Genomic DNA, 19,726 nt, shown 5'->3' with positions numbered 1-19,726 from the left:
AAGTCCGGATGATAACATTTTACTTGTACTTGTTATCAAGTATCAAAACATTTTAATTACAGGAAAAGCGTTCGCGTTTTTCTTGATGATGAGCAATCCATATGGATGCTTACATAATCCCAAAGGAGGAATTTTTAGTTATGGCAGAACGTTTGGTAGGTAGACCAGCACCGGATTTCGCAATGGAAACAGTATCGGGAGACGGACAAGACTTTGGTTCCGTTAAACTGTCCGATTATCGTGGTAAATGGCTCGTATTCTTCTTTTATCCTTTGGACTTCACATTTGTGTGCCCAACTGAAATTACAGCTTTGAGCGTTGCTTCTGAGCAATTCAAAGCTTTGGATACGGAAATCCTTGGCGTGAGTGTAGACTCCGTACACAGCCACAAAGCATGGATCAACACACCTGTAGACAGCAATGGTCTGGGTCAATTGAACTTCCCACTGGCTTCCGATATCACGAAGCAAGTGGCTAAAGATTACGGCGTTCTGATCGAAGAAGAAGGCGTAGCATTGCGCGGTCTGTTCATCATCGATCCAGAAGGCGAACTGAAATATCAAGTGGTTAACCACAACGATGTAGGCCGTAGTGTTGAAGAAACACTTCGTGTACTGCAAGCACTGCAATCCGGCGGATTGTGTGCAATGAACTGGAAACCAGGCGACACTAACCTGTAAGCCAAGTCAACTTGAACGGTTTTTGTTCAAGCCCTCATCCCGTTAGGGATTGAGGGCTTTTTGCACCCTTTTGCCGGAAGTTATCACGAAGTTAATCAAAAGTGTTTGAACAAGCGGCTGAACGTGTTAATGATGTAATAAAAGAAAGTCTTCTTTTTATCTGTTGAAAGAGGAATTGATGGCCTTCAAGGCGAATAGGGTATGGAAACCCGGTAAATATTCCGGTGCTCTGCATTTATAATCTGTACATGAATGTGATACACTGATGGAACTATTCCTTTTCGGAAGTGCTGGAAGTGTACGGGATTGAATGTTTAACAAAAAAGTCCCGGCACGAATAAGGAGGGTGAACAAAAATGAGTTACTGTTGTGGGGCAAGTATGGTTGGAACGAAGGGCACGCTGAAGCATTACCGCACCCAGGTTCATAATGTTCCCCTGCTGTTTTGCCCGGTGTGTCACCGGGTTGAGGTGCATTATAAAGTGGAAAATGAATATGAAATTCTCGCTGAATATGCGCATGGAGACGGTGCATCCGAGATCGATTTTCAGGATTATGTAACAGAAGACGAGGATGCTATCTTCGAAAACTGTGTAAACCGTGAGAGTGAGGATGCAATGGTCATTGTGCAGCGCCAGATTGATATGGCTCTGGATTTGCTCAGGCTCGCAAAAGAAACAAAAGACGAGAAGTGGGAAAGCGAACTTAAACGTCGATTAGCTGTGATGAGTCAGCGCAGACTGAAAATTCAGCATAATAAGACCGGACTATAGATGATCTCGGATATATCAAAAAGTAAAGATAATATAAACGAAGCTGAAATTGCCTGTCGGGTGAATCGGCTTCGTTTTTGTGCTTTCTTTCGAAACTAATTCGAGGTTTTTTTTAAAATAATGTCCATTCGACACTTTCTCCGATTGACTCCCTTCTATAAACTTGTCTATGATAAAAACAGACTTGCAAAAGAGGCGGAGCAAATAAATGTTCGTGTTTGGGAATAGGAGAAGGTCAGAATGGAACAAACGTATGTGATTTTCCGGATCAACTGTTGGTTACCGGGAATAGACCAGCTTGAGTTCCGGACATGCCATCCATATTTTCGGCTCAGCCCCCCAACGAAAGGGCACCGGTAATGAACAATAAAATCGGCCCTTCCTGTTTCTGTGATGATATGATGTCCGAATGGCAAGTTTATCATTTACGTGAAAAGGAGGAACCTGACATGATTAGTGAATTTCAGGATACAGTGCCTCAATCAACGGATGGATTCCCGCCTGTACATCTGGATAACAACAAGTATGAGAATGTACTGGAGCATCTGGATAGCGGTATTATGTTGTTTGACAGTCACGGTGTATTGACGTTTATTAACGTTCAGATGGCAAAGTTATTGGAGCTTCCGAGAAGTTTGCTCAGCGGCTGCACCCTGATGCAAATGCTACATCATCCACAGATGAGCCGATTCAAGAAAAAGAAAATTTTACGTATCTATCGGGAAACCATCTTTCATCGTAAGCGCTATCATGAGTTGATTGATGAATATGGAAGGCATTGGCTGGTTACTGTGACGTACGGTGATCAGATGGATGGTGACTTCTTGTTTAGTGTCAAGGATGTATCTGATTATAAACAGATTGAGCAGACCGCTTATCAAAATGACAAACTTGCGATGCTGGGGCGCATTTCAGCGTCTATTGCTCATGAAATTCGTAATCCGTTGACAGCAATCCGCGGGTTCATTCAGTTGCTGCGGCCCCATCTGCTGCAGCTTGGCAAAGATGAGTACGCACGCATCATACTGACGGAGATTGATCGAGCAAATGATATCATCTACGAATTTTTGAATTCTTCCAAACCGTCAGCACCACAGAAGACGGTCATGTCCGTTGACTCTTTGCTCAAAGAAGTGGTCTTGTTAACAGAGAGCGAAGGGTTGATGAAGGGATGCGAGATTACGCTGGATGAAGGGGATGCCCCACTGAATGTGTCCATTGATGTCAAACAGATTAAGCAGGTTATTTTGAATATGGTGAAAAATGCAATGGATGCTATTGAAGAAGTTGGCGAAGAACATACCGGTCTGATTCGAATATCAACTTCCACGGAAAACAAGTTCGTGGAGATCTCCATCGCCGATAATGGTCATGGGATGGACCATAACACGCTTGTGCGTCTGTTTGATCCATTCTTTACGACCAAGGAGAGCGGAACAGGACTCGGACTCTCGGTGAGTTATCGCATTATTAAGAACCACGGAGGTACCATCTCGGTAGATAGCAAAAAAAGCGAAGGTACACGGTTTAAGATTATGTTACCCTTGGTTTTTTGAGAATAATGATGAGTAAAGGAGTCGGCAAATGGCCGATTCCTTTGTTTTTTGTTGGCAATTAAGGTTATAGTTAGTTATGAATGCGAATACATAAGCTCCATTAACGGAAGGATGGGAATGCGATGGATATCCAAGGAATGGAACAAATGAATCAACAATTGATGAATCATGTGGGAAAAGTCATTGTGGGGAAAGAGCATACCATAGAGCTGGTCATGACAGCGATCATAGCGTCAGGACATGTGCTGCTGGAGGATGTGCCAGGTACCGGAAAAACGATGCTTGCCAAATCGGTAGCCTCTTCATTGGACTGTACATTCCAGCGTATACAGTTTACACCGGACTTGCTTCCATCTGATTTGACAGGTATTCATTTCTTTAATCAAAAGGATGGAGATTTTGAATTCCGACCTGGCCCATTGTTCGCCAATCTTGTATTGGCCGATGAAATTAACCGGGCTACGCCGCGTACGCAATCAAGCTTGCTGGAGTGCATGGAAGAGCGTCAGATCAGTATCGATGGTTCAACGCGACAGCTGGAACGGCCATTTATCGTTATAGCCACTCAGAATCCCGTAGATAACCAGGGAACTTTTCCGCTACCTGAGGCACAGATGGATCGTTTTATGATGAAAATTCGTATGGGTTATCCAAGCAGTGAAGAGAGTGTAGAAATTCTGAGACGCACGGTGGCAAGCCGCTCTGTTGACGATCTGTCGGCTGTGATCAGTCGTGAAGAACTTTTGAAGGCACAGGATATGTATAAAACAGTTCAAATCAACGAAGATTTGCTACGATATATCATTCAGTTAACCGAAGCGACAAGGCAACATCCGGAGCTCTCGCTTGGTGTAAGTCCACGAGGAGCTCAGGCATTACTCAAGGCAAGTCAAGCCTGGGCTGCACTGCATGGCAGAGATTTTGTTTTGCCGGATGATATTAAAGTTCTGGCGGAACCTGTGCTGGCCCACCGACTTGTATTCCGTAACCGGGTCAGACAACAAGAGGGCTTGGCGGAGCGTATCATTCAGGAGCTTCTGAATCAGATAGAAGTACCCACAGAGAACCTCGCTACAAGCGGGCGCTAGTCTTATGGCATTATTATGGCTTGTCCTTGTTGGAGGCATTGTCGTTGGCATACACGGTGTATGGTTCGGACGACCTGCACTACGAAAGCTCAAGTACAGCAGACAATTCAGCAAGCTGCGTTGTTACGCTGGAGATGAACTTGAGATGGTGGAGACGATATCGAATGAAAAACGAGTCTCCGTACCGTGGCTCAGACTTGAATCGATGATGCCTGTGTCGTTTGTATTTCGTTCCGGCTCGGGTATGGATATTAGCCAAGGCGAGATTTATCAGAATCATAAGAGCATTTTTACACTGAAACCTTTTACTCGTATTACACGCAAGCATCCGTTTGTATGTACCCAGCGTGGGATCTATCCACTCAATACAGCAAGCATGACAGGGGGAGATCTCTTTGGCGTGTGGCGCTCCACCAAACCGATTCCTTTGCATATGTCCATGGTCGTGTATCCTTCATTAATGAATACAGAGGATCTTCCGGCGATCTATCAAGTGTGGCAGGGGGAAGTGGAAGTGTCGCGATGGATCGTCGAAGATCCGTTCCTGATTCTGGGTGTTCGTCCCTACGGTGCAGGTGACCCCATGAATCGCATTCACTGGAAGGCGAGCGCACGTACGGGTGAATTACAAGTCTACAAGCAAGGATGGACAGCAGATCCGCAATCCTGGATTGTAGTCAACATTCAGGAGTCGGCAGATATGTGGAGTGTGGTCACTCGTCCGGAAAAGATTGAACGGGCACTTCGTTACGCGGCCACGGCTGCAGTGGATGCCATCGGAAGAGGGTTGCCTGCAGGCTTCGCCCATAATGGTTATCATGTGGGTGGAGGTCGGGATGCACTTCGAATTGAGCCGGATTATGGTACACCTCATCTGGAGAGGCTACTGGAGGCTATGGCAGAGACAGAGTTGAAATGTATGGTGCCGATGGAGCAATTCCTGAATGATGAAGTACGTCTGAATGAAGAAGCGCAGCAAATCCGCAGCTATCTGTTGATTACATCCTATGTATCTGCCGCTATGGAGCACGAGATTGCACGTCTGCACGAACAAGGACATCGCGTGACGATTCTGCCCGTAGAGGACATGAAGGGCGATACGAAGGCGGTGAGTGCATGAGGGACAGACATACAGCGACTATCAAGGCGCTCATAGCGATGCTGGCTGTCATGGTGGCGGGCATATACCTTTTTCCAATATTTACGCTCGCTTCATTCTACACAATGGAACATTTGCCGTACACATTATTCATCCTGGTTGTTCTCGCGGGTTGGTTGGGACAATTCATTCAGCATAAAATTCCGGGTTATCGTGAGAAAAGTACATTCATTCGTGGAGTAACGGCACTCGTCATAGGACTTCTCTTCGCACTCTTTATTGGGATGAGCCTCATTCTCCCGTTGCCGAATATCCTCACACTGGCACTGTGTGGAGTCATCTCGGTTTATGCAGGTCTGACCTTCGAGCCAGCCTTTCATTCTGTTTTGTTATGGCGCTTGCAGATTATAGGGATAATCAGTGCGATCGTGCTTACGGTTGCTTCGGACCAGTTGCAATTCATGCAGCCATTGCAAGCCTACACGATATGGATCTATATTGCAGGAGTGATCAGCTTTGCCTTCTGGCTGGTTGGACGATATATGCTACAACTGGACCGGGCAATACTCAATGACGGCAAGCGAAGATTAGTACTGCGCGATTTTGCGCGTGCGAATCATCAGCGCTTCATGTGGATGTTTATTGTCATCGTCGCCATCGGTGCTTTCCCAAGTTTGGCTGCGTGGTTGAGACCGCTACGCGACCGTTTGCTCGCATGGATTCGGGGATGGTTTGGCCCGATTTCCAGTGAGGAGCCACGACTACCCATGGACGACCCTAATCAGCCGTTAAATATACCGCAGGAATGGAGAGAGCCACCTTCCGAGCCCTCGGTCTTCTGGAACATTCTCGGATGGGTAGTGATGTGTGCTGTAGCAGGAGCAATCCTGTGGCTGCTTCTCCGGTTGGGACAGAAGGCGATAAACAGACTTATGGATCGATTCAAGGGGATATTACAACCCGGTGAAAAGAAGGCAGAACCACGGACGGAATATATGGATGTCAGTGAGACACTTGAGGCACCGGCAAAAGTCCGAGAACCTTGGTTTCGGAAGAAAGAAGCGCCACCAGTACAGGATGCTGAACGTATCCGATATTACTACCGGACATGGATGGACAGGGCTGCTCACCGAGGCGTGGGAATACAGGGGACGCAGACTCCGCTGGAGGCTGCACAGACCATTATTCAGAATGGTGTGAAGCCGGAAGAAGATGAGCTGTCCAAGAGACTGCCAGATACGTATAATGCCGTTCGTTATGGAGAGAAAGCTCCTGACGGCAACGATATGGTTGAGATTGATCGAATCTGGAAATCTTATCGAAGTAAATAAGCCCGGAATCCCTTTACTTTTCTTGTCACGTTCAAGTATCATGAGAGGAATACACAAGTTGGTCAGAAAAGGAGCAGACATTAATGAAGACAAATCATTGCAAAATTGTAGATTGTACGATCCGTGATGGCGGATTGGTGAATAATTGGGACTTTAGCGTGGACTTTGTTCAACAGTTGTATGCTGGATTGAATGAAGCTGGCGTTGATTATATGGAAATTGGATATAAAAACTCTCCGAAATTGCTTAAAGGTGCCGAGGAAGCAGGACCATGGCGTTTCCTGAACGATGATTTCCTGCGTAAAGTTATTCCTCAAAAGGGCAATACCAAACTGTCTGCACTGGTTGACGTAGGACGTGTGGACGAGAATGATATCTTGCCTCGCAGTGAGAGTATGCTGGATCTGATCCGGGTTGCGTGCTACAGCAAAGATGTAGACAAGGCACTTGCATTGGTTCAAACATTCCATGATCGTGGATATGAAACAACACTTAATATTATGGCGCTCTCCAATGTTATGGAGAATGAGTTGCTGGAAGCATTTGAATTGATCAAAGAAAGCGCTGTGGATGTTGTCTACATTGTAGATTCCTACGGAAGTCTGGACCATAATGATGTGAAATACCTGGTAGAGAAGTTCAAGACCCACTTGCCTAACAAGCGTCTTGGCGTTCACACCCATAACAACATGCAACTGGCGTTCTCAAACACTTTGGTTGCGGCTGAACTGGGAGTTGAACTGCTTGATGCTTCTGTGTATGGTATGGGACGTGCGGCAGGTAACTGCCCAACGGAATTGCTCGTAGCTCATCTGAAAGGTACGAAATACAATCTGCGCCCAGTACTCGGTGTACTGGAACAGTTGATGGTACCGCTCAGAGAAAAAGAAGAATGGGGCTACATACTTCCTTACATGATTACAGGGGCATTGGACGAGCATCCGCGTTCGGCCATGGCGCTTCGTTCATCGGAAAACAAGGACAAGGTTGTTGATTTCTATGATAAATTAACAACACCTGAAGTGAATTTCGATAAGTAATATAGTCTTAAATACAGTTGCAAACTAGGGAAACATGGACTCCACCTGGAGATCCATGTTTTTTTAGTTCTTAATGCCTTGTTTTTGTCCATTTTTATGAATAAATATTCCTAGGAGTAACTATTTTTTAGTTCACGTATACAGAATTAAATGTTATTATGTACCAGATAGCATGTGTATACATGTGAATTGAACGTTGGTAAATATGTTTTTTGTCGAATTGTGTAGCAGATTTGACAAGTTTGGTTATGTAATTCAGGATAGGTGACCCCGGGAAGGAAAACACGGCATGAAGGTTAATCTGCAAGATCAGAGAAAAATAGGTTGGGTCGCTGTATGTGGCTTATTGTGTTTCCTCGCAAGTCAATGGTTTCGTTCTTCCAGCTCTGATCTGATCATATCGGGTTACCCGGTTTTGACACTCTTGGGTGGATTCGCTGCAGTAGCGGCTTGTATCGGCATTTATAACCAATGCTGGTTGTTTCGGACACAGAAATTGACACTTCGGAGGGTGTTGCTGACAACGCTCTTTTTATTAATAGGTCTATTTGAACTGGTTCATATTGTGTCTTTTGCAGAAGAGATTCCCAACGGAGCAATGATGGAATCAGAGTTCTCCTTGATGATGTCAACCATGGGATCTTTGGTATGTTCAGTAGGTCTGCTGCTCGTGTATACCTTAAATGAGAAGGAAATTGCATTACCACGCAAATTTTTACTGTTCAGTGGGACATTAGGTACCTTTGTTATTTTATACACCTTGGCTATTCAGGAATGGAGCATGTTGCCCCACATACTTGAGGGTGAAGTGTTAGGTGGATTTTTCACCCGGGTTCATTTTATGGTCGGATTGCTGTATGGCATTATTGCCGTTATTTTGTTTGTCCAGTGGAAAAAAACCAGAGATGGTGATTTGCCATTGATTCTATGTGGCATCCTGTGTTTCTTCTTTGGGGAATGTTATTTTGTTTCCGCAACAGGGTTGGACGATCTCAATCTACTATTCGGATTGCTCAGTAACTGTATGGCCTATTTCTTCATCCAAAAAGGGCTGTACACGTCCGTAGTGGATACGCCGTTCCTGCAACAGCAGATTGCAGAAGCCAAGATGAACTATATTGCTCATCATGATGATGTAACGGGACTTCCAAACCGTCGTCGCCTTTCGCAGCGCTTAAAAATGATGATGGATGATGCCGTGGTACAGGAGCAGCTTGTCGGTATGCTGGTCCTGAATATTAATCGCTTCAAGACCATTAATGATTCGCTCGGACAGCAAGCGGCCAATCGGGTTCTGCACCAGGTAGGTCAACGTCTGAAACATTCATCACTTCCAGGGGAAGAAGTATTCGGCTTGGGAAGAGATGAATTTGCAATAACGATGACAGAGTTCAGTACAACCGATACAGCGTTGCGGCGGACGAGATCGATTCTGCAGCTTTTTGAGAAGCCGATCTTGGTTGACGGCAATGAGTACCACCTTACGCTTGGAATCGGCATGGCGATTTTCCCTCATGATGGTGAGTCTCCACAGGAGATAATCCAGAATGCAGATACGGCTCTTCATAGTGCCAAGGAACAGGGTATGGAATTGAATCGTTTTGCACATACGATGCAGATGAAGGCCCAGGAACGTTTGCAGCTCGAGAACGATCTGCGTAAGGCGTTGGATCGAGGTCAATTCTATTTGGTTTATCAGCCGCAGGTTAATCTGCAAAGTGGGTTGATTGTTGGTATGGAAGCACTGGTACGCTGGCAGCACCCGCAGCGGGGCTTGGTATCTCCGGCAGAATTCATTCCCCTGGCAGAAGAAAGTGGGCTGATTGTGCCGCTTGGCGAATGGGTACTTCGTGAAGCGTGTGCGCAGAACAAGCAATGGCAGGAAGCCGGTTATCGTAAACTGTGTGTTTCGGTGAATCTGTCCATGAGACAGTTCAGGCATTCTCATCTATTGGACAATATCAATGGCATTCTCAAGGAGACAGGGCTTGAGCCTGTATGGCTAGAACTGGAGATCACGGAGAGTATGACATTTGATAAAGATCGGGCATTTGAGCAGTTGCGTAAAATTAAAGAAATTGGTGTGCATATCAGTATTGATGATTTTGGAACGGGGTACAGCTCGTTGCATTATCTGAAGGACCTGCCGATTGATCGGCTCAAGATTGACCGTTCGTTCGTTAATGAAGTCATGGAGGACAGCAATAACGCTGCGATCGTATCTACCATTACTTCAATGGCGCATCATTTACATCTGAAAGTGACGGCTGAGGGCGTGGAGAACGAAGATCAGATGGTCTTTCTACGCAATCAACATTGTCATGAGGCTCAGGGGTATTTCTTCAGTAAACCAATTGAGGCGGCTGATTTTGAAAAGCAGTTTTTAAGAGATGTGGATAAACCCACAGGATAGCGAGCAGTGGGGGCGCGTGAGTGCTCCTGCTTTTTAATATGGATGCGTAATGAAAAAAATGGTAAATACGACTTGCATGCTGTAGAGGTTCATGGTATATTATTCTTTGTAAAATCACTGTTAACTTCCTAATGGAAATTAACATTAAATCGTCATTCATGCGGGTGTAGTTCAATGGTAGAACTTTAGCCTTCCAAGCTAATAGCGTGGGTTCGATTCCCATCACCCGCTTCATTAAGCAGTACCAAAGCCCTTGCGATGCAGGGGCTTTTTTTTGTCCTAAAAGAATCTGGGTGTAATAGCGATCAGAAGATTGTCGGGCATCGGAGTGACCAGTGTATGGATTTATTAGTTCTGATTATATAACCTTTGCTTTTTTACAATAATCTGGTACAATAACGGAGAAATTGATGCTACACATGAATGAGAGGTAACCATACGTCCCATGAAGTAAAACACATGAATTGAACCCCAGTTAACTGCAGACGGTTTTATAACGCAGTCAGCCAGAGCGGCTGAGCAATGAGGGGATTCGTGTGTCCAAATTCAGCTATGGGATCAGGTGTGGAACCAGTAAGCCTTTGAGGTTTACGTGTACCCTGTATTTGGGGTTTCTTTGTTCATGCCGTAGCTTACCCTAGTTCTGTCTTTGAATGCTTGATCCAACCCTGAATTGCCAAACCGCCGGCTGATGCCAGCGGTTTTTTTTGTTCAGCAAAAAGGATGCAGGAAGGATGAGGCCTCATGATGACATTGGTACGCTTACATGAAGTATCAAAAGAGTGGAACGGCAAAGAATTATTTACAAGATTGAATCTGGAGATTAATGAGGGCGAGCGGCTCGCCATTCTGGGTCGCAACGGATGCGGCAAGACAACGTTGTTACGTATCATTTTGGGTGAAGAGCATGGTAGTGGACGGATTGAACGTCATATTCCTCAGCAGGAATGGGGGTTCATGCGTCAGCGCTCGGAGATTGAGATAGGGATGAATGTACTTGATGCGGTCCGACGTGAGAGCGGTCAGATCTATGAAGTGAAACGGGAACTGGAGGAACTGGAACAACGCTTGAGCATCAGCAGTGAGGCTGATGATGAGCTGCTTGCAGCCTATACGCAAGTGACGGAGCAATATGAACAGTTGAACGGTTATATGTGGGAGACCGAAGTAGAGAAGGTGCTGACACGCCTTGGATTGTCCGCAGAACATTGGAACAGACCCTATCATTCCTTAAGCGGTGGGCAAAAAACAAAGGCCCGTTTGGCGGGTCTGCTTGTCAGCAAGCCCAAATTCCTGATACTGGATGAACCGACGAATCATCTGGATGAGGGAAGCATGCGCTGGCTTGAAGAGTGGTTGTCCTCATATGAAGGTACGCTGTTATTTGTATCTCACGATCGTACGTTTATTGATCAGGTAGCCACAGGAGTCATTGAGTTCAGTGCAGAGGCTCTGACCAAATACAAAGGTGGATACTCCGACTACAAGATCCACAAAGAGCGTGAATTACGGGAACAGGAAACGATCTACCGCAGGCAGGAGTTGGAACGTAAGGCGCTGGAAGAGACGATTCGAAATTATCAGGAATGGTTCCATAAAGCGCATAACTCAGCGACCGATGTAGAGGTGAAGATCACCCAGAGCTTTTACAAAGCCAAAGCCAACAAAAATATTTCTCGTTACCATGCAAAACAAAAACAGTTGGAGCGTTTGGAAAAGGAACGGGTGGATAAACCTCGTGAAGCTACCAAGTTGAACATGGAACTACAGATGAGCACACTGGCTGCACGTCAGCTGCTTGCGCTGGAAGAGGTGAGTTTTTCGTATACACGTAACCAGCCACTGCTGCGTGATCTTCGAATTACTGTGGAACGCGGAGATCGGCTTGCTGTACGGGGCCCTAATGGAACGGGCAAGACGACACTGCTGAAGTTGATGATTGGTGAGCTGGAACCTTCGCAAGGCAAGGTAACACGGCATCCACAGCTGAGAATTGGTTACTTTTCACAGGAACTGGAAGGGCTTCCCGAGAATCAGACGCTTCTGGATAGCTTGCTTACCCTTCCATCCATGACACAAAGTGCGGCACGGACCATTCTGGGATGTTTTCTCTTTTCCAGGGATGATGTATTCAAGCGGATCAGGGATTTGAGCATGGGGGAAAAGTGCAGAGTGGCATTTCTAAGGCTATACTTTGGCGGAGCCAATCTGCTGGTGCTGGATGAACCAACCAATTACCTAGACATCGATACCCAGGAAGTCATGGAGAATGTATTGAAACAGGCGTCAGGTGCTTTGGTGCTTGTATCCCATGACCGGATGCTAACGAAGACACTCGCGAATCGATTGTGCGATCTGGAGGCTGGAGGCACAGCAACCCTGTTTGAAGGGGGTGTATCCGATTGGGAGCAGTCCAGCAAACTCCGGGAAATGGCGCTGGAGACCCGGGAATCCGATGACGAGCGATTGCGACTCGAAATGCGATTATCTGAATTGCTATCTCCTGTGAGTACTGCTGGAAAAGACAGTCTGACACTGCCTGAACATGCGAATGAACGAGCAGCCGAGGCAGCGGAGATTCGAGAAATCCAGCGGCGCTTGAGAGAATTGAAAGATAAGGTGGAAGCATAAAATAGAACATGGACGACTTGCTATTTCGATCTATTTTGCATATAATTATGAACGATCATCGATGATTACATCGATACAGGTAAGTGTTCAAAAAGATCGGTTTTCAGTACCAAGAAGATGGGATGAAGATAGAAATGGAGTAGCGGAGCGTAGGAGAACTACGTGAGACACGGACATTTCGGCTGAATGCCATATTCGAAGCTGATGATGCCGCTAGGCATCATTCGTAATCAAAAGCGGACTTTTTGAACAACCTCTAGTAGGTATAACTAACAAGTAAACGTGATGATGGAGATAAGTAAGCAGTGCCTCTGTACAGGGAGGAAGCGCCGTAGATTGAGAGCGTTTCTGTAGAACAAGGCTGCTGAAATTCACTCCGAAGCGGTTCCCTGAACCTGTTTGTGTGTAAACACAGAGACAACAGTAGGGGCAAACGGTTAACGGTCGTTATTCCGTACAAAGTGAGACAGAACCAGTTGCAGACCGAGTGGGTTGTGCAGCAATGGATGTCTAACAAGGGTGGTACCACGGTCTTTTCGTCCCTTCAGGGGAGAGAAGGCCTTTTTTTGTTGCAAAAACACCACAAAAAGGGGGCAATTACACATGAAAGAACGTTTAGAGGCATTGAAGATCGAAGCGCTGGAGCAGTTGTCTGGTGTGAGTGATCCGCAGACGCTCAGTGATCTGCGTGTGAAGTATTTGGGGAAAAAGGGTGCATTGACTGAAATTTTGCGCGGTATGGGTGCGCTTAGTGCGGAGGAACGTCCAGTTATTGGTCAAGTAGCCAATGATGTTCGGGCTGCCATTGAGGAAGTCATCGATAGCAAGCAAGATCAGTTCCAGAAGGAAGAGACAGCGAAGCGTCTTCAATCTGAGAAAATTGATGTAACCCTGCCAGGACGTCGTGGACGTCAAGGCGGACTGCATCCACTGACCAAAGTGGTACAGGAGATCGAAGATATTTTCATCGGTATGGGATACCGCGTTGCGGAAGGTCCTGAAGTCGAAATGGATTATTACAACTTTGAAGCATTGAATCTGCCGAAGAACCACCCGGCGCGCGATATGCAGGATTCCTTCTATGTTACAGAAGACTTGTTGATGCGTACCCATACGTCTCCGGTTCAAGTTCGTACCATGCAGAGTATGAAGGGCGAAGTGCCTGTCAAGGTCATCTGCCCAGGTAAAGTATACCGCCGTGATGACGACGATGCGACGCACTCTTTCCAGTTCAATCAGGTGGAAGGATTGGTCATCAGCGAAAACATTCGTATGAGCGATCTGAAAGGAACCCTGCTGCAATTCGTGCGCGAAATGTTCGGTTCCCACACGGAAATTCGACTGCGTCCAAGCTTCTTCCCGTTCACGGAGCCAAGTGCGGAAGTGGATGTAACTTGTGTACAATGCGGCGGCAGCGGTTGTCGGGTATGTAAACAAACAGGCTGGCTTGAAATTCTGGGCGGCGGTATGGTTCACCCGAAAGTGCTTGAGATGGGCGGATATGATCCGGAGAAATACAGTGGTTTCGCATTTGGTATGGGCGTAGAGCGTATCGCCATGCTGAAGTATGGTGTTGATGACATCCGTCACTTCTACAACAGTGATCTGACCTTCCTGAAGCAATTCGGACGGCTGTAACTTTACAATAAATAGATCTGCATTCATAGAGCAAGCGTTAGGAACGGCAACACCAATTTATAGATGAAGGAAGTGAACGTCCATGAGAGTATCGACAGATTGGCTGTCTGATTATATTTCCCTTGAAGGTGTGACGCCACAGGAATTGGCAGAGAAAATCACCCGTGCGGGAGTCGAGATTGATGTAGTGGAGAACCGCAACAAGGGCGTGAATAAAGTTGTTGTGGGTTATGTGAAGAGCAAAGAGAAACACCCAGATGCTGACAAACTCAATGTATGTGTCATCGATGCCGGCCAGGAAGAAGATCTGCAAATCGTGTGTGGTGCGAAAAATGTGGATGCAGGCCAAAAAGTAGTTGTAGCCCTGGTTGGAGCGAAGCTCCCAGGTGGATTGGATATCAAAAAAGCCAAACTGCGCGGCGTTGTCTCCCTTGGCATGATCTGTTCCGCCAAAGAACTGGGCATGAACGATAAATTGCTGCCTAAAGATCAGCAGGAAGGTATTCTCGTTCTGCCAGAACAAACGGAGATTGGCACGCCAATCAGCCAGGTTCTTGGTCTCGACGATCATGTGCTTGAGCTGGACCTGACACCGAACCGTTCCGACTGTCTCAGCATGCGTGGTGCGGCTTATGAAGTGGGTGCCATCCTGGGTCGTGAAGTGAAGCTGCCGAGTCCCAAAGACCAACTGGTTGAGGTTGGTGATGCGGCTGCGAATCATATCTCTGTTGAGATTAAGGCGCAGGAGCAATGCAGTCACTACGCGGCTCGTTATGTAACCGGCATTAAGCTTGGTGCTTCCCCGCTGTGGATGCAAAACCGTCTCATGGCTGCAGGTGTTCGTCCGATCAATAATATCGTTGATATCACGAACTATGTCATGCTGGAATATGGTCAACCGCTGCATGCATTCGATGCGGATAAGCTGGACAAAGGCCATATTGAAGTGCGGATGGCTAACGAAGGCGAAACGATTGTTACGCTGGATGGCCAGGAGCGGAAGCTAGAGCCGCACATGTTGCTCATCACAGATGGCGTGAAGCCAGTAGCCATCGCTGGGGTTATGGGTGGCGAGAATTCCGAGGTATCGGAAGGCACAGTGAATCTGTTGCTGGAGTCCGCCAAGTTTGACGGCGGAACCGTTCGGAAAACGTCGCGCCAACTGGGGCTGCGTTCCGAAGCAAGCATGCGTTTTGAAAAGGAAGTAGATCCGGGTGCAGTCATTACGGCTTTGGATCGTGCAGCCGAACTGATTCAGCGTTATGCTGAAGGTGAAGTGCATCAGGGAATCGTGGAAGCTGGAGCAGAAGCGGCAGAGAAACGTGTAATTCAATTGTCGCTGGACAGACTGAATCGTTATCTGGGAACAGATCTTTCATTGCTTGAGGTGAAAACCATCTTCGCTCGCTTGCACTTTGCATGTGGTGATGCTGATCAAGGATTACTGGATGTGGAAGTGCCAACACGCAGAGGGGATATTACGCTCGATGTAGACTTGTTTGAAGAGATCGCGCGTCTGTACGGATATGACAACATTCCAACCACATGGATTGAAGGGCCGACGACTCCGGGGGCTTATACACGCTCACAAGCGATGCGTCGCACCATTCGTGGATTGCTCTCAGGCAGTGGCTGGCAGGAGATGATCAGTTACTCCTTTGTACACCCGGATAAAGTGACACTGTTCCCGGCGTTGACACAAGGCAGTAAAGCCGTGAAGCTAGCGATGCCTATGAGTGAGGACCGCAGTGTGCTTCGTACGAGCATTTTGCCGCAAATGCTGGATGCAGCGGTGTATAACATGAACCGTAAACAGGATTCACTGGCAGTATTTGAAGTGGGCAATGTGTTCTTCACTGAAGAAGATCAGTTGACCAAGCAACCGCATGAGATTCCAGTACTGGGCTTACTGCTCACTGGGAATCGTGCAACCCAGCAGTGGAATGTTGGAGCAGAGAAAGTAGACTTCTTCGATCTGAAAGGTGCGCTTGAGCATCTGTTCGCCTATGTGGGTCTGGAACAACGCATTCGCTTGGTAGCGAACAGCCCTGAAGGATTCCATCCGGGACGTTCCGCATCGGTTTACCTGGAAGGGAAAGATGGCGGGGAAGGCACATTGATCGGTACGCTGGGTCAACTGCATCCGGAACTGCAACAGCAGTATGATCTGAATGATGTGTACATCGCAGAGATTGCACTTGAATCGATCTACAGTGAAGCGGACGCTGACATTCGTTATCGTGAACTTCCGCGTTTCCCAGCCATGGAACGTGATATCGCGGTTGTTGTGAATGAGGATATTGAAGCTGGAGATATGCTGCGCGCCATTCGTGAATCCGCAGGTGAATTGTTACAAAACGTACAGGTATTCGATGTGTTTACTGGCAGCAAACTGGGTGAAAACAAGAAGAGCGTGGCGATGGCACTGGTGTACCGGAATCGTGAACGTACACTGACCGATGAGGAAGTTACTGAAGTTCACGCCCGTGTAGTGACTCGTCTGGAAGAGCAATTCGGAGCGGAATTGCGTAAATAGGACAGAAGAAGATTTTTTGAACAAAGATTAGCAGGAATTGTTTGAAGTCACATCGAATCCTTAGCATTAGAGGATCGATGTGACTTTTTTGTGATTACAGCTTAGAATCAACATACAGACTTGAAGGAGGGCACAACTGTGACTACACCTGATCGTACACGCGTCACCGTAGAGATCTACGGGACTTCCTATAAACTGGTTGGCAGCAGTGCCGACTATATGAAACAAGTAGCTAACCTGGTAGATGAGCGTATGAGCGCGATCTCCAAGCAAAATTCCCGTCTGGATACTCCGCGTATTGCGGTGCTGGCGGCTGTACATATGGCTGAACAGTCTCTTCAGACTCATGAAATCCGGAATGAACTGAAGATGCTTACTGGAGAACGTACAGAACTGAGAAACGAATTGAATCGGTTGAACGCCATACAAAATGAACATCAAGAAGAATTGGAACGTCGTGATCAGTCTCTTGCTGAATTGCAGAAGCTGAAGCTCGAAGCCGAACAGGCCCTGCAAAAGGCCGAAACGGACAAAAAATCAGAGGTAGCCAAGTTGAATACGCTGCTGGAGCAAGAACGTGCTCAAGCAACGGAGCGAGTGCAGAAATTGCAGGCCCAAGCGACGGCACAACTGAAGGAAGCAGAAGCCAAGGGCATGAAACAGCTGAAGGAAATGGAAGAGAAAGCGGCTAATCAGCTTAAAAATGCACAGGCACAGGCTGCTTCCCAGCTAAAAGAAGCTCAGAACCGTTCTGTAGCTGAATTGCAGCAGACGCAGGCAAAAGCTGCGGCGCAATATAAGGAGTTGCAGGACAAGACTGCAGCTCAATTGAAAGAAGCCGAAAGCCGTGCCGTTGCAGAACGTCAACAGATTGAAGCCAAGGCTGCACAGCAGGTTCGGACAGCCAAGGAAGAAGCCGAGTCGGCCATTTTGTCCGAGTTGGAGCAGGCAGAGAGCAATCTGAAGAAAGCTCAGGAAGAAGCAGCACTGCGATATAACGAACTTCAGCAACAGATGGAACTTCGTCTTCAACAGGCTGAAGAAAAAGCGCTGCAACAGACGCAAGCGCTCACGGATCAGGCGAATCAGGAACGGGCTGACTTGCAGGAACAAGCGGAGCAGAAGCGCCTGACTGAGATAAATCAGTTGAATGCGGAGTTCAAGGCGTTATCCGAGCAGTTGGAACTCGAATGGATGGAGAAAGAAGCAGCCCTCGAGGAACAATTGCAGCAAGCCAAGGAAGCAGCAGCATCCCAGGCAACAGAAGCCGCATCGGCTGCAGAGGCCATTCTGCAAGAAGAACGGGGCAAGCTTAAGCAGCAACTTGAGGAACAACGTAAACAGGCGGAGACTCGACTATTAGATGTCGAAGAGCAATTGGAAGAAGTGATGACCCAGCTCATCAGTGCACAGGACATGGTTGCAGAGCAAGAACAGCAGCTTCAGCACGAGCGTGATCAATTGGAAACGTTGCGTCATGAGTATGAGGGTCGTAAACAGGAGCAGGAAGTTCAGGCTCGCCGAATCACGGAACTGGAGCAGCAACTGGCACAGTTGAAAGAGGATCGTTCCCAGTTACAGGAGCTTCTCCGTGAAACGGAGCAGGCTGCTCAGCAATCTCGTGATGCACAGCAACAATGGAAGCAGAAGTATAATGAAACTGTTGATAGAGAAGCCTCTCTCACAGCCCAGCTACGCAAACTTCAGGAGCAACACACACAGCTTGAACAGGAAGCCCAAAAGCTTCGTCAGGCTGAAGTGAAGTCGGAAGAGGAACAGCGTAGGTTGCATAAGGTGCTTGAACAGGCTCATGCTGCGGTGCGTACATTGCAGCATGAGATCAGCACACTCACGGAACGTGAGCAGTCCTGGAAAGACCTTGCTGAGCAGCGATTGGCTGAGATCGGCGACCTGGAGAATCAGATTCTCGAAGTTGCTGAACAAAATGAAACGCTGGAGTCTGGTGTGCAATCTCTTCATGATGAATTGTCCGTGGTGAAGGAAGAATCTCGTTTCAATCATGAGGAGGCTGTGCATTATCAGAAGGACGCAGAGCTTTTGGAAGAGAAGTGCAAACAACTTGAAGTTGAGCTAAATGGGGTCCGGGAAGAGTTGAACCGACTTCAGGATAGTTATAAACAAATCCGTAATGATTACAGTGATGCATTACAACGAGAAGAAAATTACAGTTCCAAGCTTGATGAATTGAGTAAGGAGAAACAAGAGATTGTAAGTGCGCTTGAAGAAACAAGACAGTCTTCAGCGAAACTGTCCGAGCGCTACTCGGAGCAAGAGAGCCGGTTAGCCCAGACCGAAGAAGAAGCGTTGGAGTGGCAGATCAAACACGAAGAGTTGTCAGTCAAACAGGCCGAGTTGTCATCCCGCCTAGAGCAGTTGACGAGACGTGAAGAAGAACTCCGCTCAAGCGTTGAACAAGCAGAGCAGAACGACCAGGTGTGGCAACGCCGTGCAGATGAATGGGCGGCTCAGGAACAATCCTGGCAGGAACGCTGGGCTGCGCTTGAGAATGAACTGACGGTATGGAAGAGAGAAAGTGCGGCAAGTAGCGAGTTGCTGGAGGGACTGGAGCAAGAACGACAGCAGCTGGACCAGTTACGGGCAGAAGCGACCCAGGAGAAACAGATCATGGAAAATGAACTGCTTGAGATGGGGGAGCGTTACGAACTAGCGGCCAATCAATTACGTTTGTTACAGGTTGAACGCGAAATGGAGCAGGAAAAGGCAGAGCAGCTGAATACGGAATATCGTCAGTTGCATGATGAATATACGAAATTGCAGACGGAATATAACGAATGGATTGAATTGATTGAACAGGACCAGACCTAGCAGATTGAATGTAGCGGAACTGGCTCGTGTGCAACGCACTCTGGTACAATTTGTTATACTAAAGAAGGAGCTCCCGTCGCTGCGGGGGCTCCTT

The 19,726-nt window shown here is 47.2% G+C and carries 12 protein-coding genes and 1 tRNA gene; all 13 read left to right on the top strand.

The window, feature by feature from the left end; all coding sequences use genetic code 11:
- The first annotated feature begins 140 nt into the window (after window positions 1–140).
- Entirely contained in the window at window positions 141–680 is a 540-nt protein-coding gene (locus tag AC4G47_RS21625; protein ID WP_036610146.1) for a peroxiredoxin, read from the top strand.
- A 356-nt stretch (window positions 681–1,036) separates the two neighbouring features.
- Window positions 1,037–1,453 carry a hypothetical protein gene (locus AC4G47_RS21620; RefSeq protein WP_017689649.1) on the top strand — a complete coding sequence of 139 codons (417 nt, stop codon included), beginning with the start codon at window positions 1,037–1,039 and terminating at the stop codon, window positions 1,451–1,453.
- 449 nt (window positions 1,454–1,902) lie between these two features.
- Window positions 1,903–3,009, top strand: a complete 1,107-nt coding sequence (locus AC4G47_RS21615) for an ATP-binding protein (protein WP_458126043.1) — start codon at window positions 1,903–1,905, stop codon at window positions 3,007–3,009.
- Window positions 3,010–3,131: 122 nt separating this feature from the next.
- Complete coding sequence (locus AC4G47_RS21610) at window positions 3,132–4,097, top strand: AAA family ATPase (RefSeq protein ID WP_458126044.1); 966 nt, start codon at window positions 3,132–3,134, stop codon at window positions 4,095–4,097.
- A 4-nt stretch (window positions 4,098–4,101) separates the two neighbouring features.
- Window positions 4,102–5,217, top strand: coding sequence for a DUF58 domain-containing protein (locus tag AC4G47_RS21605; RefSeq protein ID WP_458126045.1), 1,116 nt, complete (start codon window positions 4,102–4,104; stop codon window positions 5,215–5,217).
- On the top strand, window positions 5,214–6,527 hold the full coding sequence (locus tag AC4G47_RS21600; protein ID WP_491102585.1) for a DUF4129 domain-containing protein: 1,314 nt from the start codon (window positions 5,214–5,216) through the stop codon (window positions 6,525–6,527). The genes AC4G47_RS21605 and AC4G47_RS21600 overlap by 4 nt, the downstream gene beginning before the upstream one ends.
- Window positions 6,528–6,610: 83 nt before the next feature.
- Window positions 6,611–7,567 (top strand): aldolase catalytic domain-containing protein, encoded by a 957-nt coding sequence (locus AC4G47_RS21595; protein ID WP_491102584.1) that lies wholly within the window; start codon window positions 6,611–6,613, stop codon window positions 7,565–7,567.
- 289 nt (window positions 7,568–7,856) lie between these two features.
- Window positions 7,857–9,980, top strand: a complete 2,124-nt coding sequence (locus AC4G47_RS21590) for a bifunctional diguanylate cyclase/phosphodiesterase (protein WP_491102582.1) — start codon at window positions 7,857–7,859, stop codon at window positions 9,978–9,980.
- A gap of 160 nt (window positions 9,981–10,140) precedes the next feature.
- A tRNA-Gly gene (locus AC4G47_RS21585) sits at window positions 10,141–10,211 on the top strand.
- A gap of 513 nt (window positions 10,212–10,724) precedes the next feature.
- Window positions 10,725–12,611 carry a ribosomal protection-like ABC-F family protein gene (gene abc-f / locus AC4G47_RS21580; RefSeq protein WP_491102581.1) on the top strand — a complete coding sequence of 629 codons (1,887 nt, stop codon included), beginning with the start codon at window positions 10,725–10,727 and terminating at the stop codon, window positions 12,609–12,611.
- Between the two features lie 603 nt (window positions 12,612–13,214).
- On the top strand, window positions 13,215–14,249 hold the full coding sequence (gene pheS / locus AC4G47_RS21575; protein ID WP_145319840.1) for a phenylalanine--tRNA ligase subunit alpha: 1,035 nt from the start codon (window positions 13,215–13,217) through the stop codon (window positions 14,247–14,249).
- Window positions 14,250–14,331: 82 nt separating this feature from the next.
- Window positions 14,332–16,785, top strand: coding sequence for a phenylalanine--tRNA ligase subunit beta (gene pheT / locus AC4G47_RS21570; protein WP_491102579.1), 2,454 nt, complete (start codon window positions 14,332–14,334; stop codon window positions 16,783–16,785).
- A gap of 138 nt (window positions 16,786–16,923) precedes the next feature.
- Window positions 16,924–19,632: a hypothetical protein gene (locus tag AC4G47_RS21565; protein WP_491102578.1), complete on the top strand. Its 2,709-nt coding sequence runs from the start codon at window positions 16,924–16,926 to the stop codon at window positions 19,630–19,632.
- The last annotated feature ends 94 nt before the right edge of the window (window positions 19,633–19,726 follow it).

Source organism: Paenibacillus sp. Negev47 (assembly GCF_058313655.1).
This window is presented reverse-complemented; position numbering and strand designations above follow the sequence as displayed.